Annotated in this window: 17 protein-coding genes; 4 read left to right on the top strand and 13 right to left on the bottom strand. The window is 69.8% G+C overall.

What is annotated here, in order from left to right; translation table 11 throughout:
- Positions 1-17 precede the first annotated feature (17 nt).
- Positions 18-1091 (top strand): glycosyltransferase, encoded by a 1074-nt coding sequence (locus ACFHWU_RS09525; RefSeq protein ID WP_416590321.1) that lies wholly within the window; start codon positions 18-20, stop codon positions 1089-1091.
- Between the two features lie 67 nt (positions 1092-1158).
- Here the strand turns inward: ACFHWU_RS09525 and ACFHWU_RS09520 are convergent, their stop codons facing one another.
- The 8 genes from ACFHWU_RS09520 to ACFHWU_RS09485 all read right to left on the bottom strand — a co-directional run bounded on the left by ACFHWU_RS09520 (position 1159) and on the right by ACFHWU_RS09485 (position 16341).
- Positions 1159-2274 (bottom strand): glycosyltransferase family 2 protein, encoded by a 1116-nt coding sequence (locus ACFHWU_RS09520; RefSeq protein WP_416556157.1) that lies wholly within the window; start codon positions 2272-2274, stop codon positions 1159-1161.
- Between the two features lie 11 nt (positions 2275-2285).
- Entirely contained in the window at positions 2286-3863 is a 1578-nt protein-coding gene (locus ACFHWU_RS09515) for a lipopolysaccharide biosynthesis protein (protein ID WP_416556156.1), read from the bottom strand.
- Entirely contained in the window at positions 3853-5067 is a 1215-nt protein-coding gene (locus ACFHWU_RS09510; RefSeq protein ID WP_416590320.1) for a glycosyltransferase, read from the bottom strand. Before ACFHWU_RS09510 ends, ACFHWU_RS09515 begins: the two co-directional genes overlap by 11 nt.
- Before the next feature lie 67 nt (positions 5068-5134).
- Positions 5135-9859: a DUF4082 domain-containing protein gene (locus ACFHWU_RS09505; RefSeq protein WP_416590319.1), complete on the bottom strand. Its 4725-nt coding sequence runs from the start codon at positions 9857-9859 to the stop codon at positions 5135-5137.
- A 285-nt stretch (positions 9860-10144) separates the two neighbouring features.
- Positions 10145-11515: an O-antigen ligase family protein gene (locus tag ACFHWU_RS09500; protein WP_416590318.1), complete on the bottom strand. Its 1371-nt coding sequence runs from the start codon at positions 11513-11515 to the stop codon at positions 10145-10147.
- A gap of 19 nt (positions 11516-11534) precedes the next feature.
- A complete protein-coding gene (locus ACFHWU_RS09495; RefSeq protein WP_416567787.1) occupies positions 11535-12764 on the bottom strand; it encodes a hypothetical protein in 1230 nt (409 codons plus the stop codon).
- A 304-nt stretch (positions 12765-13068) separates the two neighbouring features.
- Positions 13069-15003, bottom strand: coding sequence for a DUF4082 domain-containing protein (locus ACFHWU_RS09490; protein ID WP_416556151.1), 1935 nt, complete (start codon positions 15001-15003; stop codon positions 13069-13071).
- A gap of 432 nt (positions 15004-15435) precedes the next feature.
- Positions 15436-16341 (bottom strand): glycosyltransferase, encoded by a 906-nt coding sequence (locus tag ACFHWU_RS09485; protein ID WP_416590358.1) that lies wholly within the window; start codon positions 16339-16341, stop codon positions 15436-15438.
- Positions 16342-16590: 249 nt separating this feature from the next.
- On the opposite strand from ACFHWU_RS09485, the gene ACFHWU_RS09480 reads away from it, so the two are divergent.
- Positions 16591-17400, top strand: a complete 810-nt coding sequence (locus ACFHWU_RS09480) for a WecB/TagA/CpsF family glycosyltransferase (RefSeq protein WP_416590317.1) — start codon at positions 16591-16593, stop codon at positions 17398-17400.
- Entirely contained in the window at positions 17397-18371 is a 975-nt protein-coding gene (locus tag ACFHWU_RS09475) for a glycosyltransferase family 2 protein (protein WP_416590316.1), read from the top strand. The genes ACFHWU_RS09480 and ACFHWU_RS09475 overlap by 4 nt, the downstream gene beginning before the upstream one ends.
- 55 nt (positions 18372-18426) lie before the next feature.
- Here ACFHWU_RS09475 and ACFHWU_RS09470 read toward each other — a convergent pair whose 3' ends face one another.
- The 4 genes from ACFHWU_RS09470 to ACFHWU_RS09455 all read right to left on the bottom strand — a co-directional run bounded on the left by ACFHWU_RS09470 (position 18427) and on the right by ACFHWU_RS09455 (position 21929).
- A complete protein-coding gene (locus tag ACFHWU_RS09470; RefSeq protein ID WP_416590315.1) occupies positions 18427-19242 on the bottom strand; it encodes an alpha/beta hydrolase in 816 nt (271 codons plus the stop codon).
- 43 nt (positions 19243-19285) lie between these two features.
- Positions 19286-19645 (bottom strand): hypothetical protein, encoded by a 360-nt coding sequence (locus ACFHWU_RS09465; RefSeq protein WP_416556147.1) that lies wholly within the window; start codon positions 19643-19645, stop codon positions 19286-19288.
- 35 nt (positions 19646-19680) lie between these two features.
- Complete coding sequence (locus ACFHWU_RS09460) at positions 19681-21267, bottom strand: 3-hydroxyacyl-CoA dehydrogenase family protein (RefSeq protein WP_416590314.1); 1587 nt, start codon at positions 21265-21267, stop codon at positions 19681-19683.
- Between the two features lie 119 nt (positions 21268-21386).
- Positions 21387-21929, bottom strand: a complete 543-nt coding sequence (locus tag ACFHWU_RS09455) for an FHA domain-containing protein (protein ID WP_416556145.1) — start codon at positions 21927-21929, stop codon at positions 21387-21389.
- Positions 21930-22275: 346 nt separating this feature from the next.
- On the opposite strand from ACFHWU_RS09455, the gene ACFHWU_RS09450 reads away from it, so the two are divergent.
- Positions 22276-23778, top strand: coding sequence for an aldehyde dehydrogenase family protein (locus ACFHWU_RS09450; protein WP_416556144.1), 1503 nt, complete (start codon positions 22276-22278; stop codon positions 23776-23778).
- A 7-nt stretch (positions 23779-23785) separates the two neighbouring features.
- Here the strand turns inward: ACFHWU_RS09450 and ACFHWU_RS09445 are convergent, their stop codons facing one another.
- Positions 23786-25168 (bottom strand): DUF2786 domain-containing protein, encoded by a 1383-nt coding sequence (locus tag ACFHWU_RS09445; protein ID WP_416590313.1) that lies wholly within the window; start codon positions 25166-25168, stop codon positions 23786-23788.
- Positions 25169-25177 lie beyond the last annotated feature (9 nt).

The following is a 25177-nucleotide window of genomic DNA, read 5'->3' as shown; positions in this document are numbered from 1 at the left end:
TTGCACGGAGTTCTCACGTGATCAACCGTCTCGCGGACCAGGCCAAGGACCTGGTCCGGTCCCGCCTTACGGCGGCAGAGATCAACCGGCGGCAGGTCCCGACCTTCCAGACCACCGACGTACGGACCGGCACACCGACCGTCTACTACCTCGCGCCGGACAACCCACAGCCCAGCGGCGGGGTACGGGTCATCTATCGCCATGTCGACCTGCTCAACGACATGGGCATCCGGGCGTACGTCATGCACAAGGACCCGGCGTTCCGCTGCACCTGGTTCACCAACCAGACGCCCGTCGTCGCGGCCACGAACGCCACCCTCGGCCCGACCGACATCCTCGTCGTCCCCGAGTGGTACGGACCCGGTCTGACCACGATCCCGCGCGGGCCACGCCTCGTGGTGTTCAACCAACGGGCGTATGACACCTTTGACCATATCCCGTACCCGGATACCCGCCCCGGTGCGCCCTACGCCGACCTGCCCGGGATGACCGCGCTGCTGGCCGTCTCGCACGACAACGTCGAGCTGCTCAGCCACGCCTTCCCGAACATCCCGGTCCGGCTGACCCGCAACGTGATCGACCCCGACGTGTTCGCTTTCGGCAGCTGGCCCCGGCGACGGCACATCGCGTACGTCGGGCACCGGCGGGCCGACGAACGCGACCAGTTGCTGCACATCCTGCGGTCCCGCCGGGTGCTGGACGGCTGGGAGGTCACCCGGATAGCCGGACGCACCGAGCAACAGACCGCGGAGATCATGCGCGACTGCGCCATATTCCTGAGCTTCAGCGACCGGGAGGGCTTCGGCATGCCGCCGGCCGAGGCGATGTCCTGCGGCGCGTACGTGGTCGGCTACCCCGGCCTGGCCGGCCGCGAGTTCTTCGACCCGGCCCACTGTGCGCCGGTGCCCGATGGTGACCTGCTGGCCTTCGCCCGAGCCGTCGAGCAGGCCTGCGCCACCTGGGTCACCCAGCCGGAGGAGCTGGCCAGGCAGGCGGGTGCCGCTTCGGCGGCGGTGCGAGACCGTTACACCGTCGCCGGCCTACGCGAAGACCTGACCGCCTTCTACCGCCCGCTGCTGACCCCCGGCTGACCGGTCCACACGGCCCGCCCCGCCGGTCCCCCGCCCGGCACCGGGGCCGCACCGACCCGCTCGGTCGTCAGATGCCGTGCCGGATCCAGGTGCGGTAACGGGCGTCGTTGCGCAGTCGACGCTGCACCACGCTGGCGGCGAAGCCCGGCACCAGCGGGGCGAACCGCGCGCCGACCGCCCGGCGCCGCTGCAGCCCAGCCCAGTGCGGCAACTGCTCTGCGGCAGAATACGTCTCCCGGGCGAACTCCACGTACCACTCGACCGGCTCGCGGTCGGTCAGCCGCCGGTCGTAGGCGTGGCATGCCGATTCGAGAGCCTCGGTGGCCAACGCTTGACGGGCCAGGTCGTGCAGCTCCCGGGCCCGGGGCAAGCCACCACCGGGACCGTCGAACAGCACGTCGAAGGCGGTCCGCCGCTCGATCAGGTCGGTCCGCCGGCCGGACGCGGCGGTGACACTGACGCTGGCCGAGTGTTCCCGGTGCCAGGCCTGGTCGGCACCGTCGACGTGACCGACGTCGGAAACCGCCGCCACCCGCATCCAGGCCTCCATGTCGCAGGCGTAGCGCATCCGGCTGTCCCACGGGCCGACCTCGGCGTAGACGCTGGCCCGGACCACCGCCTCGGGAGTGGTGATGCAGTTGACACCCAACCGGCACCGCTGTGCGATCCAGTCCTCGCCGGACCAGATCGTCCAACCGGTGACCTCGGACCGGAACTCGGTCGGCACCGCCCCGTGGAAGTGCACCGGATGGCCGTACACCAGACCGACCTCGGGGAACTCGTCGAACAGCCGCGTCGCGCGGGTCAGCGCCCCCGGGGTCAGCAGGTCGTCCGCGTCGAGCCGGACGACGAACTCCCCTGTCGCCACCGCCAACCCGTCGTTGAACGCCACGCAGGGTCCGTGGTTGGTCTCGTTGTGCACCACGACCAGCCGAGGTTCGTCGGCCCGGAGGGTGGTCAGCACCTGCCGGGTGTCGTCGGTGGAGCAGTCGTCCACGACGACCACCTCGACCTCGACGCCCTGCTGGGCGAGCGCGCTGCCGATGCTCGACGGCAGGAACCGCCCGTAGTTGTAGCTCGGGATGATCACCGACACCCGTGGCGTCCGGGCCGGATCACCGGCCGGGACCGGTGCCGGCACCCGGGTGCGGGGCAGCAGCGCGCGGCGGGCTGGCAGAGACACGTACACCTCTTTCAGGGTCGGACCGCCGTGGCGAGCGGCGTCGTCGGGGCAGGCGGCACCGGCGGGGGCGAACCGGTGGCCGGGCCGTCGTCACTCGATCCACAGTCGGCTGGCTCGCCGCCGCCCGGTTGGTCAGCCACCTGATCGGCGACCTGGCCGGCCGCCTTGAGGTCCCGCAGCCGGCGCCGCAGCCAGGGCAGCAACGGCCCGGCGAACGCCACGGCCATAACGGCACCGCCGGCCAGCAACTGCCACAGCGTGCCCGACACGGTACGCACCATCAGCAGGCCGAGCGCCACCGCGGGCACCGCCACGGCCAGCGGCAGCACCAGCGCGCCGGCCAACGCCCGCAGTCGGACGCCGTGCCGACGCAGCGCGAACGCGTACATCGGCAGGATGATCAGCGCGCAGACCAGCGCATGCCCGAACCCGGCACCGACCAGGCCGTACCAGCGCACGCCGAGGATCACTGCGGGGAAGAGCGCGACCAGCCAGACCACCTGGGCGACGAACAACGCCCGGCTCGCGCCGACTGCGATGAGGTAGGTCGCCACCAGGTCGAACAGCACCCGGAACGCCCCGAAGAAGGCCAGACCGGCCAACGCGTCGGCCGCCATCGACCAGCGCTGACCGTACAGCAACGGCACCACGACACTGGCCAACCCGGACAGCAGTACGCCGACGAGCAGCGCAACGGTCCAGGTCAACGCGGCGGCCGAGACGAATCCGGCGGCCTTGCGCCGGGGATCGGTCACGGTGGCGAAGGCCGGCAGCGCCACCGCCCGGATCGCCACCCCGAGGGCGCTCATCGGCCAGGTGGAAATGTTGAACGCCAGAGTGTAGAGGCCGAGCATCACCGTTCCGGCAGTGGCGCCGACGGTCAGGTGACCGACGTTCATCACCACCCAGGACAGGACGTTGGCGCCGGCCAACGGCACGCCGAACCGGATCAGGCTGTGGGCCACCGCCGAGTCGAACCCGAACGTCGGCCGGGACCGAGTCAGCTTGAACTGCAGTACAGTGACCATCGACTGGGCGACCACCCGGGAGATTGCCAGCGACATCGCCCCGAACCCGAGCAGCACCAGGGCGACCGTGACCGTGGTGCTCACCACCAGGCTGGCACCGTCGAGGCCGAGCTGGGCCCGTTGCCGGAACTCCCGCTGCATGACCGCGTACGGCACCACCGACAGGCCGCTGAGCACCAGGGTCAACGACATCACCTGCACCACCCGGGTGGCCTGCGGGCTGTCCATCGCCGCCGACACCGGCCCGGCCGCCAGCGACATCGCACCGGCCAGGCCCAGGCTGGTCAACAACGAGATGGTGGTGACGGTGCCGGCTCGGCCCTGCACCCCGTGCCGGATGATGTCCGCGCTCATCCCGAGGTCGGCCAGGGACATCACGATGGTCTGCACGGTCAGCGCGACCGCGAAGACACCGAACTCCTCCGGAGCGAGCAGCCGGGCCAGCAGGACGCCGACGCCGAGGCTGCCGATCCGCAGGGCGATGCTGTTCAGGGTGCTCCACGCGAGGGCGCGCTTGACCCGGGCACCGAGCGGAGCTGGTGCCGTTGCTTCAGCTGTCACTACCGCTCCCGGCCGCGCTCCGACCGGCAGCGAATCGCTGCCGGGCCAGACTCGCCTTGAAGTTGACCAGGTGGGCGGTCGGATGGGCCATGGCCCCGGCCCGGCGCGGCAGATTCAGCCGTTGCTCGGCCGCGTGGGCGTAGATGTCCGCCTGCCGCCGGCCGGCGGCCTGCAGGCTGAACCGTTCGACGACGGTACGGCGGCCGAACTCGCCGAGCTCGACCCGCTGCCGGGGCTCGGCGGTGGCGAGTTCGGTGAGCGCGGCGGCGACCCGGTCGGTGCCGTCGGTGCCGTCGCCGAGGCCGTAGAATCCCTGGTCGAGGAAGACCGGCAGGGTCTGCGGAGTGAGCGGCAGCCAGAACCCCTGCTCACCCTGCACGACGACCGGCTTGGCGAAGGCCATCGCGCGCAACGCCGACGACCCCATGCCGATGACGATGTCGGCGGCGGCGTAGGCGTCACGCGGGTCGAGCATCGCGCCGGTGAGGGTGACCACCTCTGCGCCCCGCTCGGCGTTGGCCTTGTCGGCCGCCTGCTGGATCTCGGCGCGGGCCTCGCCGTCGCCGACGATCAGCAGCCGCATCCGCAGCTTCGGGTCGATGCCGGCCATCGCCCGGGTAGCGGCGAGCAGTCCTTCGAGTTTGAGTGCCGCCGCCAACCGGGACACCGACACCACAACGATCTCGTCGTCGGCGACGCCGAGGGCTTGTCGGGCCGGCCCGGGGTCGCTGACCGGAGCGTTGGCGTCAGTGTCGATCGGCGGTTCGATGACGTGCACCTCGGCCCGGTGTGGGCGTTCCTGTACGGCGATCTGCTCGGTCCCGACAATCAGCGGTAGATGCCGGGGCACCCAGGCCGGCACCTCCATGGAGAGCACGGTGACCACGAGTGGCACCCCTTGGCGCAGGTACGCGCCGTAGGCGGCCTCCAAGGTGGGTGCCCACTCGTAGGCGTGGACCAGGTCGATGCGACGGTGCCGGACGACGTCGGCGATGGCGGTGACGTTACGCGGTGAAGGCGCCTCGCCCTTCGGCGGCGCGTGGACGAACTCCAGGCCCCACTCGTCGACCATGCTTCGCAGCTCGCCGTCCGGACCGTAGATGATCACCTCGTGCCCGAGTCCGGCCACGGTCGCCGCGATCTCGATGGCGTTGATCTGGCTCCCGCCGATCTCCATCGTGTGCAGGCATGTGAGGATGCGCACCTATTGTCCCTTTCAGTCTCGGCGGAGCCGCCCTGCCGATGATTCAACGGCCTCGCCGCGACTGTCCTCAAGTGTTAGGCGTGAACACGACATCTACCCAGTAGTTGTGGTTGACCGAGTGGCCGGGGAACACCCAGCCGTACGGGTCGTAGTGGTACACACCCCCGCCGACCAGCACGTGCAGTGGCGAGCGGTCCAGCTCGGTTTCGGCGAACTGGTTGGCTGTCACGGCGTACTGGCCGACCGATGTGTGGTATGAGGCCACATAGGTGGTGTCCGCCACAATGGGCACCGGCTGATCAAAGGTGACTGTCTGCCAACCGGATTCCGTCTCGTCGGTGAACACCGCCGTCGCCAACCGGACACCGTCCGCCGTCCACAGCGACCCGCGATGCGTCCCGGTGTTGGCTGGGCCCTTGTAGAACCGGACACCGGTGACCTGACCGGCGACGTCGGAGCGGAACCGCACCCCCACCTCGACTGCGTCCTCGTCAGCCCAGTTCACCGCCGCAGGCACGTCCTCCGGGCCGAAGATGCTGACCGGCGGCACCGACGGATCGGGGCTCGGAGTCGGTTCGGGGCTCGGAGTCGATTCGGGGCTCGGCGACGGAGACCCGGTCGGGGTCGGCTCCGCGGTCGGACTGGGCCCGGTCGACGGCGACGGCGACGGTCCTGCCGGTGACGGGCTGGTGGTCGGCGTCGGCGTCGGGTCGGGGTCGGGGTCACCGGCACCGGGTACGTACAGCGGGTCGACCCAGTAGTTGGCAGAGTTGTACGTCCCGGTCGGGAACCCGCCGCCGGAACCGTACCGGTAAACCCCGTTGTCACCCGCCGGTGCGCTCAACTGGCCACGGCTGTAGCCGGAGCCGAAGAACCCGGCATTGAACGCATAGTTACCGTTCGGCGCATAGTACGACAACACGTACGTCGTACCCGCCGACACCGCCACCGGCTCAGCGAACGCCGCCGCCTGCCAGCCCGTACCGCCGCCCTCCGGGAACGTCACCTCCGCCAGCGGCGCACCACCACCGACCGGCCACAACCGACCGACCTGACTACCGGTGTTCCCAGGCCCACGGTAGAACCGCATCCCGACCACCTCACCGTCCACCGACGGGGTGAACTTGACGCCCACCTCCACCGGGTCGCTCTCCCCGACCGAGGACTGCTGCGGAACCGCGTCCGGCTCGAACAGGGTCACCACGTCGTCGCCGTAGGTCGTGGTGAACGACCAGGTGTACGGCTGCGCCATCGTCGTCCCGTCGCTGCTGGCCCGCACCGATGCGGTGTAGGTGTGCAGCGACCGCAGTGCGGTGTCCGAGGTGAACGTGGCGAGCCGGGTCGCGCCGTCGTAGCCGACCGTGCCGGCAACCGGCTCGGACGCCGCGTCGACCAGCTCGAACTCCAGCGACGACTCGTCGATGTCGATGTCGAAGTGGGCGGAGACCACCGTCTCGGCAGCCACCCCGGTGGCACCGGGTGTCGGCACCGTCGCGGTCACCGCCGGTCCGCTCTCGTCCGGCCGGCCGGACGACGACGGGGAGGGCGACGGGGACGAACCGTCACCGGTCGGCAGGAAGTACGGGTCGACCCAGTAGTTCGCCGCACCGTAGGTCTGGGTCGGGAAGCCACCACCGGCGGTGTAGTTGAAGACACCGTTGTTCTCCGCGGTGGCGGTCAGCGGGCCACGGCTGTAGCCGGAGTCGAAGAATCCGGGGTCGTAGGCGTAGTTGCCGTTCGGCGCATAGTACGACAACACGTACGTCGTACCCGCCGACACCGCCACCGGCTCAGCGAACGCCGCCGCCTGCCAGCCCGTACCGCCGCCCTCCGGGAACGTCACCTCCGCCAGCGGCGCACCACCACCGACCGGCCACAACCGACCGACCTGACTACCGGTGTTCCCAGGCCCACGGTAGAACCGCATCCCGACCACCTCACCGTCCACCGACGGGGTGAACTTGACGCCCACCTCCACCGGGTCGCTCTCCCCGACCGAGGGATGTTGCGGGACCACGTCCGGCTCGAACAGGGTCACCACCTGATCGGAGAAGCTCGAGGTGAACGACCACGAGTACGGCGCGTTCATCGGCACGTCGGCGTCGTCACGTGCGGTAACCGTCGCGGTATAGGTGGTCTGCTCGGTCAGCGGCACCACCGGGGTGAAGGTGGCCCGGCGGGCCGCAGCGTCGTAATTGACGGCACCCGCCACCGGCTCGTCGGCCGGGCCGGCCAGAGTGAACTCGATGCTGGCCTCGTCAACCGGCTTGCTGAACACGATCGACGGGGTCACATCCGCCGGCACGTTCGCCGCGTCCGCGATCGGCACCGTCGACGACACCGTGGGCGGTGCGTCGTCGGCGGTCACGAAGGTCACGTCGGCGTAGTAGTTCGTCGAACCCCACGAGTTGTTCGGGAAGCCGGGTCCGTCCTCCCGGTAGACACCGTTGCCCACCGGGCCTGCAGTGGCGGGTGCCAGCAGGGGTCCCGAGACGTGATCGGTCAGGAAGTAGCCGCCGTCGCTGGCGTACCGCCCTTCCGGTGCGAAGTAGGAGACCACGTAGCTGGTGCCGGCGGAGACCGGGACCGGGGTCGGCAGGCTCACCTGCTGCCAGCCAGTCTCGGTCTCGGCGGTGAAGACTGCCGTGGCCAGCACCGAACCACCGTTGGTCCAGAGCGTGCCACGGTGCTCGCCACCGTTACCCTCGCCCTTGTAGAAGCGCAGGCCGGTGACCAGACCGTCGATCTGAGGAGTGAACCGCACCCCGACCTCGACCGCCGGCTGAGTGCTCAGCGGCTCGCCGTCTGGCCTGCCATTGTCGGTCTCGACGAACGCCGGGGTGTCCGGCACCGCCTCGCCGAACAACGAGTACGGTCCGGAGACCGACAGGGCGACCGGGTCGGACGGTGTGCCCAGGTTGCCGCTGTCGTCGACTGCCCGCGCCAGCACCACGTGTGCGGCGGTGTCGGTGGGCAGGAACTCGTAGGTCCAGGAATGCGTACCGGTGGTGACCGGGTGCCAGGTGCCGCCGCCGTCGGTAGAGACCTCGACGCCGGCGACCAGCCCGCCGCCGGCGTCGGAGGCGGTGCCGGTGACCGTGACCGGCGCGCCGTGGGCCACGGAGCTGCCGTCGGTCGGTCCGGTGATCGTCGCGGTGGGTGCCAGCGCGTCGACGGACTGGCTGGTCACCACGATGCCGCTCATCGGGGTGGTCGGGGCCGCGCCCATGTCGGCGAAGAGGTTGATCGTGGCCTGCTGGATCGCGTCGTCGGCGGGCGCACCCGAGCCACCGTCGTGGTAGGCGTCGAGCCCCCACGCCCATTGGATGGTGCCGGCCCCGAAGACCAACGCACCGCTCGGTGCCCGGTACATGGTCATGTGGTGGGTGGTCTCCCCCGGCTTGCTCTCCGGACCGTAACCGACCAGGTACTCAGGGGTATGGCCGGTGGTGGTGGAGAGCCGGAAGGTGCCGGCCGGCCGGAAGCCGTTGTCCAGGTCCTCGTTGGACTCGTAGCCGACGGTGTGCGGCGCGAGGGTGGCGGTCTGGCCCGGAGCCAGCTCGGCCACGCCGGTGTGCCGCCAGAACCGCAGCCTGCCCTGCTCGGCGGGGACCTGCATGGCCAGGTCGGTGTTGTTGGCCATGTAGAGGTTGCCGACCAGCGCGTTTTCCGGCTCGCGCACCTCGCCGGTCGGAAAGCGTGGGTCACGCCACACGCCGGTCCACTCTTCCGACGGGTCGATCCGCGCGTTGTTCCAGGTCTCCTTGTAGCAGACCAGGGTACGGTACGGCGTACCGTCACCGTCGACGCTGTCCTCCCAGCGGACCTTCCAGTAGACCTCGTTGCCGGTGAAGAACGCCAGGTGCACTCCGGCGTCGCGGGCCGCCTCGACGTTGGCCCGCTGCTGCGGGGACCAGTACTCGTCGTGCCCGACGGAGACGTACACCTCGTGGTTGAGCAGCAGTTCACCGCGGACGTCCGCGTCGAGCCCACTGACATAGCTGACGTCGTATCCGTTGCGCTCCAGGAAGCGGATCATCGGATACTCGTTGGCGAAGAGGAAGTCGCGCCCCTGCTGAGCGCCGCGGGTGGCGAACGGCCGGTTGTAGCTCAGCTTGTAGGCGCGGTACGCCGGACCTTCGCCCCAGTAGAAGTCCGCTCCGCCGTAACGGTTGTACGCCTGCCAGGTGGTGTCGGAGGTCTGGAACACCAGCTGCGAGGTGCTGGTGTCGTCTCGCACGATGAACGGGATGTGGCTGTCACCACCGGTGTCCGAGCGGATGAGTCGGGCAATGTAGACCCCGGATACGGCGTCGGCCGGCACGTCCCAGGTAGCGCCGACCTGCCAGGTGCCGCAGTCGAAAATTTGGGTGTCGGTGGCGCGCACGCAGTCCGCGTCGGTGTTGGCCACCAACGGCAGGCTCGGGGTCAGCGTGGCCCACTCCCGTGCGCCGTCACCGCCGTACCAGCCGAGCCGGTAGACCTTGATTGTGTACGCGGACGCCTCGGTGCGCACCTTGAAACCGATTTGTTCCCCGACGTTCACGCTTATAGAGGTTGCGAAGCCCTGGATCGTTGGGTCACCGACCCCGGAAATATCCCATACCGAACTCGGCGTTCCCGACTTGCTGTTCTCACAGGCGATCACGTTGACCGGAGGTGCGCATGGATCGGTGGACGCAGATGCCGCCGGCATCGCGATCATCAGGGTCGCCATCATGACGACGGCGGTCGCGACGACGACGAAGTGCCGGCTGCCACGATCAAAAAATTTAAATACGCCCGCCCTCACCGAATGTCCCTTCAGGAGCCAGCCCAACGCGATACCGCGCGCCTCCCCCAGCTACGCAGCGCCGACGCTACCAGCGTGAGCCAAGCTCACAACCGGGCATGCATCTGACCCTCGGCGCGACCCGGACAGCCCACCCATCACCCATTCGGACAACCAAGCCGCGGACAACGTGTAATGATCCGCATTCATACGGTTAATCAATAGACATTCTTTGAGATGTCGGATCGACGACCGAGGTGGCCGAAGAACCGAGCTTCTCGGGCACCGGCACTGGCACCGGCCTCGTTATGAACCGAACCACTGGGGCGTTGACGTCCGCACCTTCAACGCCGGGTGACTGAGCCGCCACACAGCACCGCACATGCCCACCATCAACGACATCGCCGTTGCGTAGGTGCTGAAGCTCAGCGAGTCGAAGGTGAAGCCCGCCGCGATCGCAACCAACTGAACCGCGACGAGGATCGAGCAGAGGTGCCGGTCACGCTCCGACGTCGACCTGCGCCTGGCGAGTAGCGCGACGACGATCGCGGTGACGTGCAACGCGGCGAGCACCATGACCCCGATCACGCCGTTGGTCAGGGCGAAGGCGAGCCACTGGTTGTCGAGGTACTGGTACTGGGGGGACACCCAGGTCCCGGTCCCCCGCCCGAACCACGGTCGTTGTGTGAAGTAGTACCCGACCATATCGTACCGCTCGGTCCGCGAGGTGATGCTCGGGTCCGTACTCGCTCCGAGGAACATGTTGGTGATCGTGGTGACGAGTGACGGCTTCACCACAGCCATTCCGGCGAACATGACGAGACCCAGCGCCATCATGTTGTAGCGCATGCGCCACGCCCAGATGGGCATCAGCACGAGCAGCACGATCGCCAACGCCACGAATCCGGTCCGGGACATCGTCGCCGGGATGGCCGCAGCGATGAGCAACGCCAGGAGTGCGAACATCTGCCGCTGTCGAGAGGTGGCCGAAAAGCGTGCAAAGTGGATCGCGAACGGAAGAGACATCGCCATCAACAGGCTGAACTCGATGTAATGGAAGGTTGTGCTGGGCACCCGTACGCCGCCGCCACGAATCTCCAGGCCGACGACCCAGCCTTTCATCTGCAGGCCGGGTACCCGCATGTACTGGGTCAGATCAAAGTACAAGAATGCCTGAATCAGCCCAACCACGGCGACGAAGGCACAGCAGTAGACAAACACCCGCAGTACGCCGTCGAGACGGTCCCAGTTTGGCATGCCGTCGGCGGTCAACAGGATCACCCCGGAGATCGCCGCAGCGGTCAGCATCCAGCGGTCCGCCGAGTTCGCCTCCATCACGGTCAGCCCGCGGAGGAATCCGATGGCGTACGACAGCAGCATCGACAGCAGGAAGGCCAGGATCGCCCAACGCAGCGGTTGCGGCCCGGTGAGCACCAACCGCGAGTTGAGCCGGGCCGTCATCCACCAGAACCACATCAGGATCGCCACGACCAGCGCCGGGCGCCCCAGATCGGTCATTCCCGGCAGAATGAGGTGCGACGGGATCAGCGTCAGCAGGCAGACCATGAGCGACAACATGACCGGCGCGTCGATCCTGGTCAGCCTGCGGCGGGTCACATAAGTGCGTTCGCTGATCCACGCCGGTTCGAGGTCTGCCGGGTGCACCCCGGACGACATCACCGGATCCTGCCCTCGGTCATCGTGCCTGGCTGCCGTTCTTGGACGTCTCCGACGGCGTCCACTGCTCACCGCCAGCACCGGACTTGGGCAGGATAATCGTCGCGTCGTCGCGGACCGCGCGGATCACCGCCGTCTCGTCGTTGGTCGACGGCGTGACCGGCTGCTGGGTGGCTGGCTGCGGCTGGGGCGGCTGTTGCGGAGTAGCTGGCCGTTGCTGCGTGGGCTGCGGTGCGGTCGGCTGCGATCCGGAGGTCTCCCCGTCAGCGCTGTCGGCCCGGTCGTCAACCGCTCGGAAGGTCAGCGAGCCGTTGCCAACCAGCCCGCCGATCTGCACCGGACCGCCGACCAACCCGCTACCGGCCACCGGTGCCTCACCCGGCGACGACTCGGCGCTGCGATGCTCATCCGGACGGCTCATTGAACGGCTCTCCTGGCGACCCTGCGAGGCGTTGCCGGAGCTGTAGACACCGCCGGGCTTACTCGCCGCCGCGCCGTCGCGGTCACTCGCCCGAGGGCGCGGGACCGGCTGTGGGCGCGACACCGACCGCGTCTGATCGGTCCGCCCGGCCATCGGTGGGATGGTGATCGTCTCGTCGGTGCCGGTGGTGACCGGCACGGCGGCCACCGGTCGGGGCCGGCGGCGCCGCAGCAGACCGTCGATCCCGATGGTGAGCGCCGCGCTGAGCAGGACGCCGACCCCGGCGACCGCGATCGTCGCCCGGTTGACCTTGGAGTTGGCCTCCTGGATGTTGTCGCCCCGGTCGAGACGGCGAGCGGTGATGAAGCTCTCCTCGCTCGCGCCGTAGTCGGCCTGCAGCCCGACCACGCTCGCCTCCAACCGGCGGACGACCTCCTCGGTCGTCTCGGTGGCCTGGTCCTCGGACTCGCCGACCACCTCAATCGTCATGATCGGCTGCTGGTTGTCGAGGGTGATCGCGACGTTCTCGCTGAGGCCGGCGGCGTCCAGTTGCTTGAGCACGGCCTGGTCCTGCACGGTGAGGGCAGCGGCCCGGCTCAGCGACCCCAGCCCCAGCTCCAGCCAGGGGTTACGGGGAGTAGTGGGGGCGTCCTCGTCCGGAGCGGTATTGGCCGCAGTAGGCGGGATCAACTGGACGTAGGAGGTCGCGATGTAGTCCGGCTCGACGGCCATTCGCGTCCATCCGGCCGCAGCGACCGAGATGAGCAACAGCGGCGTCGCGACGTACCAGCGCCGGAACAGCAGTTTGGTGAGATCCCAAAAGTCCACTGCTGTCCTTCCATTGGGTGGCGAGGTCGGGGCGCTCGTCTTCCATCGTATGGCCAGCCGAGAAGCATGCGGGTGCGGCGTAGGACATCGGGGCCCCCGCCGGGTTCAGTGTCCGGCCGGGCACGGCAGATCCGCAAGCCTCCGACCGCCGCCTCATGCCGGACATATGTCCCGTTACGCCACACCGAACGATTGAACCGTACCGACAGTCGCCAAGGCGGCAGCTCCGAACCGGCTGTCAGGGGGACAGAGCGATGGGCCGGGTGGACGCCGCTAGCGTCCACCCGGCCCATCGAATCGGACCTTACGGCGTGATCTTGTAAATGTGGTAGCTGTACTCCTCGGCGAAGGTGTCCCGGATCGCACCCCCACTGATCGGCACCGAACGGTTCTCGAACAGCACCTCGGCGGTGTCACCGGTCACGCCGGGCGGCAGCGCCAGCGAGTGGCCGCCGGTCGGGGTGTCCTTGCCGAGCATCGCGAAGACGTAGAACGAGCCGTCGTGGGCCTTGAGCATCGTGTCCAGCCCGTTGTTGAACTCCCACTCGTAGGACTGGGTGTTCAGCACCGGTGCCAGACTGGTGATGCGCTTGTTCACCTCGGCCACGGCCGGGCGGACCGCGTCACCGCACTGCTCTCGCAGCACGTGCTGCGAGAGGCACGGCCCGCCGAAGTTGTGGTTGAAGTACTGGATGCCCCGAGCCTCGTTGATCACCGAGTTCATCACCGCGCCGGCGATTTGTGCACCGGTGATGGTCGGTGCCCAGTCCTCTGTGAACGGGTGCCCCACCTCGACGAAGGCCCACACCGGCTGCCGCTTGCCGTCCATCGCGTCAAGTTCACGCATCCGCTGCATGGTCAGCCCGTAGTTGGCCGCCCGCCGGCAGTTGTCCTTGTTCACGCCGTACGTCGGGCCCTCCGCCGCGGCGGTGCAGACGTGCGGGTCGGTGTACCAGTAGATGTCGTTGGAGACGACCGAGCTGAAGCCGTTGACGAACTTGCCGGCGTCGGAGTCGGACTGCCAGAACATCACGCCCTTGCCGTAGTTGGCGTAGCGCAACCCACGGTCACCGGACGGAACGGTGCCCGACTCCTTCTTCATCACGTCCAGCCCGCAGCCGTCCCGGCTTGACGCGCAGATCGGACCCTGGCCGGGGTAGTTTCCGGTCCACGTACCGTTGCCCGGCCCGCCCCACATATCCGCTTCGTCACCGATCACCCAGCCGACGCTCTCGTTGCCCCGGTCGCTGAACGGCTGCGGGATAAAGGCGTACATGTCGTTGCGCCTGATCAACGCGACATCCGACTGGTCGGTGAGCATGACGTAGGTGTTGAGGCCGGCCGCCTTGTCCCGGTCGATGTCCTGCTGGGTGTACACACCCTCGTACCAGACGCCGATCGGGAAGAACGACGGGTCGGTCCAGCCGGAGGCACGGGCCTGCGGGAAGTTCGCGTAGTACGCGGGGCCGCCCTCCCACGGCACCCGGGGCAGGTCGAGCACGGCCGGCGTACCGTCGGTCGGCGAGGCCGACGGGCTGGCCGACGGGGTAGCGGTCGGGCTGGCCGACGGCGACGGTGTCGGCGACGGCTCAGCGGAGGCCGTCGGCGACGGCGACGGTTCCGGCTGTTGCGATCCGGTCGGCTCGAAGGCGAGGTCGACCCAGTAGTTGCTGGCCTTCCAGGTCTGGCGAGGGAAACCACCCGATCCGTAGGCGTAGACGCCAGCGGTGCCGTCGGCCCGCAGCGGACCGGCGGACACCGGTCGTTCGAAGTAGCGCTGGGTGGCCCGGTACCGGCTGGTGTGGTACGAGGCGATGTACACCTCGCCCGCCTCGACCTCGACCGGCTCGGGCAGCGCGACATGCTGCCAACCGGAGCGGGATTCCCGCTTCGGTACGGCGGTCGCCAGCCGCTCGCCGTCCGCAGTCCACAGGTTGACCCGGTGTAGACCGCGGTCCCCCTTGGCTTTGAGGAAACGCACCGCGGTGACCACCCCGTCGCGGTCGGCGGTGAACCGCACGCCGAGCTCCACCGGCCGGGTGTCCGGGTCGACCGGCACCCGGGACACGTCCGTCTCGGCGAACAGGGTGAAGCCGTCGACCTGCTCCCCAGCGACCGAGGCGGTGACCACCGTCGCGGTGGCGAGGAAGCTGACCACCACCGCGCTGATCATCACCAGCCGGCCGCGACGGCCGGTGGGGCGACGCAGCATCCGACGCCGGCCGCGACTCGACCCCACCGAGCTCGCGTGCCGGCCGGTCGCGCCCGGGCCGGATTCGGCGGTGGGGCGCGGCGACGGGCGACCGGCCCGCCGGGCGCGCGGCGACCCGGGTAAACCGGACGAACTGGCCGTGGACGATCCCGGGATCGGTTCGTCCCGCCCCCCGTCCGGCTCAAAAGAATCCTTGCTCACCACGAGATGTACACCTCTCGGGACATGGTCCGTTGTCGGTATTGCGTTCGGCGGATCTCCCCCAGGCACTCCCCGTCCCGACGGTACGCAGCGAACTACGCCGACCGACCGGGGCCGAGGCTGACGTTAACCCAGGCCACGGACCTTCCCAAGGAACTTAATGCTCTCTTATGGCAAGCTGGCACGGCCCTGAGCCCACTCGCAGCCGACGTGAATGGTGAAATTCACTCACCTCGTACATCGACAGATCGAGATCATTTACCGGCCAGTCGGGCCGGATCCGGAGGCGTCGACCGCCGAGAGTGGATCAGCGGCATCACCGGTCGGCGAACCGGCGGTGGTCCGTCCCCAACCGGAGCGCACGCTCCATCCAGGAGAACGCCGCCTCAACTCTGCAGCAAAGGTGATCGCCACATAACAGAACGCTGCCGGAACAAGATGTGGCGCCGTGAGTACGACCCGCCGCAACCAGGACCAGGGACGGGAACCGGGCACCGGATCAAGCGCCAACTCGGCGCCCTGCGGATCCGTTCGGACGAACTCCCAGAACTCGGCGTTACCGGCACGAGATCTGGCCACTCGCCGGACCAACTCACCCGTACGCCGCGGTGCCACCACCCGTACGGGCAGGTCAACGTCCCGCTTTTCGTCGGCTCTGACCACTGCGTCGAGAAACATGTCGTCGGCGATAATGTCCGGAAAATCGGTGAATCTCGCCCGCGCAGCGGCGGAGATCGCGATCAACCCACGGCCGAAGAGACGGCCGCTGAATATCGGCAACCGCGCATTGATCGCGTAGTAGGCCCGCACCGGCCAGGTACTCGCCGAGGTGTCGATCACCGGTCGCGGCGCCGCCGCCTCCACGCCGGGTTCGGCGATCACGACGGCGAGCGCGCGTAGAAGTTCCACCGATACCGCGATGTCCGCGTCCAGATAGATCCGCACGTCTCCCCCGGCGATCTCGTCGGCGGCGTTGAGCGCGGCGATTTTCGACGGCGTGGTGATCTCCAGCACCCGGGCGCCGCAGGACCGGGCGACCGCCGCGGTCCGGTCGGTGCAGCCGTTGGCGGCCACGATGATCTCGACGTCCGGCCCGAAGGACGGCGATTCGGTCATTGCACGCAAGACTGGGCCGATCCCTTCTTCCTCGTTGAAGGCCGGCATGATGACGGTAATCTGCACAACCACGATGCTTCCATTCACGGACGATGCGACAACCAGTCGAATGGGCAACCTCACTATCGCCTAGCTGACACCGATTGGCCCATCCGGTGGACCACTACGCCGAGTACGGTGCAGCTTGTGCCTCGTGACCAGTACCCCGTTACCGCAAATAGGCATCGGATCACTCTGAGCAATGTCGCTTTTGATCCCGTTCGAGAAGAAGACGTCATCCGCCACGTCGTCGTCGCGTTGGACGCCGGCACCGGCGGCCAGATCATCACCCCGAATGTGGATATTCTGCGCCGCGCCAGCCGCGAAGAGGAGTGTCGCAGACACATAGAGTCATCAACTCTGGTAGTCGCAGACGGTGCGCCACTAATCTGGGCCAGCCGGATCAGCGGTGACCCGCTGCCGGCCCGGGTCCCCGGATCCGACCTGATCTGGAGCCTGTCCCGGGCGCTCGGCGAACAGCGCCGGTCGGTCTACCTGCTCGGTGGCGAGCCGGGCACGGCGGTGCAGGCCGCCGCCGTACTCCGTCGCGAGTTCCCCCAGCTCACCATCGCCGGCAAGCTCAGCCCGCCGTTCGGGTTCGACCGGTCCGAGGAGCAACTCACCCAGATCTGCGCCGAGGTGGCCGCCGCCCGACCGGACCTGATCTTCGTCGGGCTCGGCTTCCCCAAACAGGAACGGCTCATCGCCCGGCTCCGGCCGATGCTGCCGAACACCTGGTTCATGGGTTGCGGAGCGGCGATCGGCTTCGTCGCCGGGGTACACCGTCGGGCCCCCCGGTGGATGCAGCGCACCGGGTTGGAATGGATGCACCGGCTGCTCCGCGAGCCACACCGGCTCTCCCGCCGCTACCTGCTGCACGACGTACCGTTCGCGCTGCAGTTGCTCGGCGGCAGCGTCCGAACCCGGTTGCGGCGCGGCGACCGGGCCACGAACACCGGCAGCGAGTCTGCGCTCCCGCCGACCCGGCACATCCCGGCCCCCCGGGACAGCCAGGACAGCCAGGACGCCAACCGTCCCGACCCGGTCGGCTCCGGGAACCGCCCGTGAGCCGCCCCGACGTCTCGGTCGTCATCGTCTCGTACAACACGAGCCAGCTGATCGTGCGCTGCCTGACCGAGCTGTACGCGATCCTGACCCCGGACGTCACAGCGGAGGTGGTGGTGGTCGACAACGCCTCCACCGACGGCTCCGCCGACACCATCGCCGACCGGTTCCCGCAGGTCCGCCTGGTACGGCTGACGGAGAACGTCGGGTTCGGCCGAGGCATCAACCGTGGGGCGGCGGTCAGCACCGGGCGCTACCTGCTCTGTCTCAACCCGGACACCGTTCCGGTCGGCCATCCGGTCACCGAGCTGGTCACCTTCGCCGACCGGCACCCCGGTCACGGCCTGTACACCGGGCGCACCCTGCACCCCGACGGCACCGACGACAACTACTCCTGCTGGGGCACGCCCACGGTGTGGAGCATCTTCGGCTTCGCCAGCGGGCTGTCGACCGTGTTCCGCGGCCGGGCCTGGGCGGATCCGGAGGCGCTGCCCGGTTACGACCGCCAGTCGGTACGCGAGGTGCCGGCGCTGTCCGGCTGCATGCTGCTGATTGAGCGGGAGCTGTTCGGCCGACTCGGCGGCTTCGACCCGCAGTACTTCCTCTACAGCGAGGACATCGACCTCAGCACCCGGGCCAGGGCGCTGGGTGCCCGCCCGGTGCTGACCCCGTCCGCTCAGGTGGTGCACCTGGTCGGCGCCTCGTCCAGCTCCGAGGGGCAACGGATCCGGATCCTGCGCGGCAAGGCCACCTACGTCCGGCGGCACTGGTCGCCGCTGCGGTCCTGGACCGCTGTCCGGCTGCTGGTCGCCGGGGTCGGCCTACGGGCGGTGGGCAAGACGCTGCTCGGCCGGGACCGGTCCCGGGGCGTCGACTGGATCGAGGTCTGGCGCTCCCGCCGCGACTGGGCGGCCGGCTACCCGCCGGTCGAGGAGGATCGGCCGACCACCGAACGGCTCGAACCGGCCGGCTGACCGCCCCGGCCGACCCACCCCGCAGGCACGTCGTGCGGCGGCCGCACCTGTGCGGTCATCCTTCGTCGGCCTGCCGCTGCGGCGGTCCGGCGACCGGGACATCGGCGAACGCCGCCACCGTCCGGTCGGCGTACGCGTTGGCGTCGCCGTACTGCATCGGACCGTCCCAGCTGGTCGGCAGCGGCACGGTGACCTGCGGCGCGACCCGGCGGACCACCTCGTCGAGCACCCGCTCCACCTGGCCGACCCAGAGATGGCGGGCTCCGGCGACCCCGACCACCTCCGCCTGACCGACCACGGCGAACCGCCGGGTCGCCTCGTCCGGCCGCAGGTAGTCGTCCAGCTCCGGGACCAGCGCGGTGAGTGGCTTGCCGGACGCCGACCAGGTAGCCAGGTCGACGTCGGTGGCGAAGCGCAGCGGCGGCGACAACAGGATCGCGCCCTCGACCGCCGGGTCGCAGCCGTAGCGCAGCGCCAGGTCGGTGCCGAACGACCAGCCGAGCAGCCAGATCCTGGGCAGCTCGGCGAACTCGGCGTACTCGATCGCCGCCGCGACGTCGAACCGTTCCCCCTCGGCCGAGTCGAAGCTGCCGCCGCTGGTGCCGCGCTCGCTGCTGGTGCCCCGGGTGTTGAACCGGAGCACGGCCACGTCGGCCAGCGCCGGCAGCCGCCAGGCGGCCTTGCGGAACACGTGGCTGTCCATCATCCCGCCGTGGGTCGGCAGCGGATGCAGGCAGACCAGCGTGGCGACCGGCGGACGATCGGCTGGCAACGCCAGCTCACCGACGAGGGTGAGCCCGTCGGCGGTCTGCAGCTCGATGTCGCGGCGCTCGGCGGGCAGGATCGACATGGACCGGATCGGCTCGCTCACCCGGCCAGTCTCGCACTGCCCTGACCGGTCGGCCCGCCGGGGATCAGCCGTAGCGGGGCGCGGAGCGGGACCGCTCGACCGCCGGCCGCCGCTGCTCGCGGGCCCGCCAGCAGCCGGAGTGCCAGTGCCGCCGGTCGGTCAGATCACCCCGGCCGTCCGCCGGCCAGGCGACCACGTGCGGCACGCCCGGCCGGATCTCCTGCACGCAGCCCGGGCAGCGGTACATCTTGGTCGCCGCCGGACCGGGCACCGACCGCACCATCCACTCGCCGTCGCTGAACGACTGCACGGCGGCGACGCCCCGACGCACCCGCTCCGGGTCGACCGGCTCGGGCTGGCCGGGATCGCCGTGGCCGACGCGACCGGCGGACCGGCGGGTCGGGCGGTTGCGGCGCGGACTCATGCTCGCAAGGGTACGTCGCCGGTGCGGCGCCCTGCTCAGCCGGCGTGGTCGCGGAACCCGCCACCGGTGCGCCGGCCGAGCCGACCGGCGGTCACCAGGTTGCGCAGCAGCGGGGCGGGTGCCAGACCCGGCTCGGGCAGCTCCCGGTGGATGGCGGTCTGGACGGCCAGCGCCACGTCCAGGCCGACGGTGTCGAGCAGCTCGAACGGCCCGGCGGGATAGCCACAGCCGAGCTTCATCGCCGCGTCGATGTCGTCCGCCGTCGAATAGTTGCTCTCCAGCATCCGGACCGCGTCGTTGAGGTACGGCAACAGTAACGCGTCGGCGATGAAGCCGGCGCGGTCGCCACAGGTCACCGCGGTCCTACCGAATGCCGCGCAGAGTTGGTGCGCGGCCCGCACCGCGGTCGGCGAGGTCCGGACGGTACGCACCACCTCGACCAAACGGGCCTGCGCCGCCGGACCGCCTACGAAGTGCAGCCCGACCACGTCGGCTGGCCGGCCGGTGGCCATCGCCACGTCGATCACCGGTGCCGTCGACAGGCCGGCCACCACCACCAGGTCGACGGCGGCCAGGTCACGCGCGGCCAGGTCACCGGGGCCGGCGACCGTGACGACGTCGACTCCGGCGGCGGTGAGGACCTCGGCGACGTCGGTCGCGACCGTGCCGGACCCGATCACCCCGACCGTACGCGGTGCCGGGTGACCGGCCTCGGCGGCCACCGGGGTGAGGTCGTCCGGGGCGAGCCGCGACGAGCCCGGTGCCTGGTAGGTGTAGAAGCCCCGGCCGGACTTGCGGCCGAGCAGCCCGGCGGTGACCATCTGCCGTAGCAGCGGTGCGGCCGCGTGCCGGCGGTCGTGGCCACCACGCTGGTACAGCGTCTCCAGCACCTGGTACGCGGTGTCCAGACCGATCAGGTCGAGCAGCGTCAGCGGGCCCATCGGCAGGCCGTGGCCCTGCTGCATGGCCGCGTCGATGTCCTCCCGGCTGGCGTACCCGGTCTCGTACATCCCGATCGCCTGGTTGAGGTAGCCGAACAGCAGCGCGTTGGCGATGAATCCGGCGCGGTCGGCAACGCTCACCCCCACCTTGCCGAGCCGGGCGCAGAGCGCCTGGACGTCGCGGGTCACCTCGGACTCGGTCACCACGGTGCTGATCACCTCGACCAGCCGCATCACCGGTGCCGGGTTGAAAAAGTGCAGCCCGACTACCTGGCCGGGACGCTCGGTGGCGACAGCGATCTCAGTGACGCTCAACGACGAGGTGTTGGTCGCCAGGACGGCCCCCGGTGGGCATACCCGGTCGAGTTCGGCCAGCAGGTGTCGCTTGAGGTCGAGCCGCTCCGGGACCGCCTCGACGGCCAGGTCGACGTCGCGGAGTGCGTCGAGTCCGACCGCGAAGGTCACCCGGGCGTGCAGTGCGTCCCGGTCCGCCGGGTCGAGTTTGCCGCGGGCGACAGCCCGGTCGGTGGACGCCCTCAGGTTCTCCCGGCCCTTGTCCAGTGCCGCCCCGTCCACCTCGACGGCGACCACGTCGACGCCGTTGCGGGCGAAGACCTCGACAATCCCGGCACCCATCGTACCGAGCCCGACCACTCCCACGGTTTTGAACTCGCGCGCCACCTGGTCTCCGTCCGTCACCTGCGTCGGCCCGATGCATGGCGAGTCTGCCACGAACCGCCACACCGTCGTTCAGGAGCACCACGACCGGCGGCGTTCAGGAGCACCACGACCGGCGGCGTTCAGGAGAGCACCACGACCAGCCAGGTCAACCAGCCGACCAGGAAGACCCCGGCCAGCCCGGCCATCAGCAGCGTGCTGGGCCGACGTCGGGGGCGCATCGGCTGGGTGGGCTCGCCGAGCGCGGTGTGCAGCGGTGAATTCGGTCCGGTGGTCGGCCGCACCGGCGCGCCGGGCAACGCCGCCGTGGCCGGTCGGGGGATCCGGGTGCCGACCGGGTCGGTGAGCGCCGAGGCTGGGTCGTAGAACCGCAGTTCCACGCCGCCAATCCGGATCCGGTCGCCGTCGCGCAGCTCGGTCGGCTGCCGGATGCGCAGGTCGTTGACCCAGGTGCCGTTCGTCGACTCCTGGTCGGTCAGCACGGTACGGCCGCCACCGGCGGTTAGCACCGCGTGGCACCGGCTGACCTTGATGTCGTCGATGGTGATGTCCAGGCCGGCGTCCCGACCGATCATCCGTTCCCCGGGCGACAGCCGGTAACTGGCCCCCGGAGTCGGGCCGGTTATCACCTGTAGGAGAGGTAGCAGCGACTGGTGTTCGGACATCAGCTGGTGAAGTGCCTTCCCCCCTCGACAGCGACGCACGTCGCGCCGCCCGTTGCAGCCTGCCAGCTCCCGCCGGATCGGAACATGGTCCGTTGTCCGGTGTTGGTCGCCGGCCGGGTCAGGTCCGCGCCACCGGTTCGACGGTGGTCCGCGACAACCGGACACCCGCCCTGGCGCCAGCTGGCCAAGGCTGTCATTACATCGCCAAGAATCGAAGTCCCGCTATCCGCGAGTACCCTTCACGGCTAACCTCGGACAATACTGCGAAGCGGCCGACCAGCCCGATCCGGGGCCGGCGCAGCAACCACGGCCGGCGCAGCAACCACGGCTGGTGAAGGAGGCCACGGTGACAGCGGTACGGATCCCAGGCCGACCGGTGATCGACGGCAAGCATCTTCTCTCCTCCCACCCGGCGACCGGAGCGCCCGTAGGCCGGGTCCCGATCGCCGACCGCGATCAGGTCGCGGCGGCGGTGGCCGCAGCCCGGACCGCCACCGGCCACTGGATCGGGATCGGCCAGGCGCAACGCCGCCGCCAGCTGCTGCGCTGGCGCTCGCTGCTCGCCACCCGGATCACCGAACTCGCCGACCTGATCAACCGGGAATGCGGCAAACCGATGGCGGAGGCGATCGTCGAGGTAGCCGCCGCCATCGAACACATCGACTGGGCTGCGCAGAACGCGAAACGGGTGCTGGGTGTCCGGCGGACTCGTACCCGGCTGGTCACCGCCGAGTTCGCCGGACACCTGGAGTACCAGCCACTCGGCGTGGTCGGCGTGATCGGCCCGTGGAACTACCCGGTCCTCATCCCAATCGGCCCGATAGCGTACGCGCTGGCCGCCGGCAACACGGTGGTGTTCAAGCCGAGCGAGTACACGCCGGCGACCGGGCAGTGGCTGGCTGACACCCTTACCGAGGCGGTCGGAGCGAGGTCGGTTCTGACGGCGGTACACGGCCTCGGCGACGTCGGAGATGCGTTGTGCCGGTCCGGAGTGGACAAGCTGTCGTTCACCGGCTCGTCGCGTACCGGCCGCCTGGTCATGGCCGCCTGCGCCGAGACGCTCACCCCGGTGGTGATCGAGGCCGGCGGCAAGGACGCGATGATCGTCGACGACGACGCCGACATCGACGCGGCGGCAGAGGCCTGCGTCTGGGGTGCGATGACCAACGCCGGGCAGAGCTGCATCGGCATCGAGCGGGTGTACGCCATGGCCCCGGTGTACGACGCGTTCGTCGACGCGGTGGTGGACCGGGCCGGCCGGCTGACCGTCGGCAGTGGACCAGATGACCAGGTCGGGCCGATCACCATGCCCGGACAGCTCGACATCGTCCGACGGCACATCAAGGACGCGCTGGCCGCCGGTGGTCGGGCGGTGCTCGGCGGTGCCGCAGCGGTACAGCCACCGTACGTGCATCCGACCGTGCTGGTCGACGTACCGCCCGACTGTACCGCCGTCCGGGAGGAGACCTTCGGACCGACCGTCACGATCAACCGGGTCGAGACCATCGACGAGGCGATCGCGGCGGCCAACGACACCAGGTACGGCCTGGGCGGCGCGGTCTTCAGCAAGCGGCGGGGGATCGCCGTCGCCCGCCGGATCCGCAGCGGAATGGTGTCGATCAACTCGGTGCTCACCTTCGTCGGGTTCAGTGAGCTGCCGTTCGGCGGGACCGGCGAATCGGGTTTTGGCCGGGTGCACGGTGAAGACGGACTGCGGGAGTTCTCCCGGCCGAAGGCGATCACCCGCCGCCGGGCACCGTCGCTGCTGCCGACGATGACCTTCGAGCGGACCGCGACCGACGTGGCCCGCATCGTCAAGGTGATCAAACTGCGGTACGGCCGCGACTGATCTCGGGTCAGCCGGCGATCGGCTGATGGGCGCCGAGGCTGGCCTGGTCGGCGGCGGTGGTGCCGGCGATCCACCCGGCCCGGTTGTGGCCGCCGATCGACCGGCTGGTCACCGTCGGGAAGAGCCGCTCGGTCGCCCGGTCCACCTGCTCGTCGCGGGCCGCCAGCACCGGCACCAGCGCGGTGCCGGTTCGCGCGGCCGCCTCCCGGCCGACGTCGTCGGCGGCGGTACGCAACCGCTGCCCGATCCGCACCGCGTACGCCTCCAGGAAGGACTGGCGGAACGACCGGGTGGTCGACTGCCCGCCCCGGCCACGCTGCGGGCCGTTGCGCAGCATCGCTGCGGTGGCCTGTACCAGCAGCGAGGTGTGCAGCAACTCAACCGACTCGCAGTCGGCGGCGAACCCGACGACGGTGGCGAAGCCGAGATTGTTGGACCACACCGACCGGCAGCCGTTCGCCTCGGCGACCTGCTGCAGCAGCAACGCCTTCGCCTGCTCGTACGGTGCCTCCAGGCCGATCCGTACGGCCACCGGGTCGGCCTGTGGCCCGCCGGCCCCGGTCTGCTGCGCGGCGAGCAGCGCGTGGTCGATGCGGTGCCGGGTCATCAGCTCCTGGGCCTTGGCCGACAGCGCTTCGGCCTCCTCCGCGAATTCGGTCGACTCGGCCTTGGCCAGCAACGCCCGGATTCGGCCGAGCTGCCGCTCGTCCACGTCCTCGGTCGCGGACGGGGCCGCAGCGGTCGGCCGCTGGCGCTGCGGCCCGTCGTCGCCGGGGCGGACCGTGCCGGGCAGGGGGGCCACCAGCTCCAGTCTCGGCAGGCCGATCAGCAGCCCGGCCACCCGCACCGCGAGCAGCACGGCAGCGGACCGGTCCAGCTTGGCTCCGGCCGCCCAGGCGGTCAGCCGGTGGTCGGGCGGAGCAGCACCCCACACGTCGAGGTCGAGATCACGCAGCTGGCGGTGCCAACGGTCGGCGACCGTCGCCGGCGCGTACCCGCGCAGCTGGGCCGCGACGTACCCGGCGATTAGGCTCACCGCCCGCTTGCCGAGCTCGCGGCCGGTCACCCGCAGCACGTCGGCCGGCATCCAGCCGTGGCCCCACAGCCCGGCGGCCACCTGCCGCAACGCCTCGTCCACCGCCTGGTCCACCAGCGGGTCGTCGGCTGCGACCAGCGCGGCCACGCACTCGTCGAGGTCGTCCGGTCGGTCGGCTGTCGCCATCCGGGCCGCCCGACGCAGCAGCTCGTCGACCCGCTGCGCCTCGGTCGGTGGCCGGTACAAGCCGAACCCGTCGGGGTAGGCCGCGCCGGCGGCCTGCGCCCGTTGGCGTTGCCGCTGCTCCCTGGCCTTCTTCTTCGCGGCTCGACGTTGCTGGTTGCGCACACCCATCGGCGGACT

Origin of the sequence: Micromonospora sp. LOL_015 (genome assembly GCF_048060275.1) — a bacterium.
Taxonomy (GTDB): domain Bacteria; phylum Actinomycetota; class Actinomycetes; order Mycobacteriales; family Micromonosporaceae; genus Micromonospora_E.
The sequence above is the reverse complement of the archived record's forward strand: the minus strand, read 5'-3'. Positions and strand labels throughout refer to the sequence as shown.

Coding starts and splice junctions, on each gene's coding strand:
- ACFHWU_RS09500 (WP_416590318.1), bottom strand. CDS start 11,515: ATGTCGTCCGGGGTGCACCCGGCAGACCTCGAACCGGCGTGGATCAGC.
- ACFHWU_RS09485 (WP_416590358.1), bottom strand. CDS start 16,341: ATGCCGGCCTTCAACGAGGAAGAAGGGATCGGCCCAGTCTTGCGTGCA.
- ACFHWU_RS09465 (WP_416556147.1), bottom strand. CDS start 19,645: ATGAGTCCGCGCCGCAACCGCCCGACCCGCCGGTCCGCCGGTCGCGTC.
- ACFHWU_RS09455 (WP_416556145.1), bottom strand. CDS start 21,929: ATGTCCGAACACCAGTCGCTGCTACCTCTCCTACAGGTGATAACCGGC.
- ACFHWU_RS09445 (WP_416590313.1), bottom strand. CDS start 25,168: ATGGGTGTGCGCAACCAGCAACGTCGAGCCGCGAAGAAGAAGGCCAGG.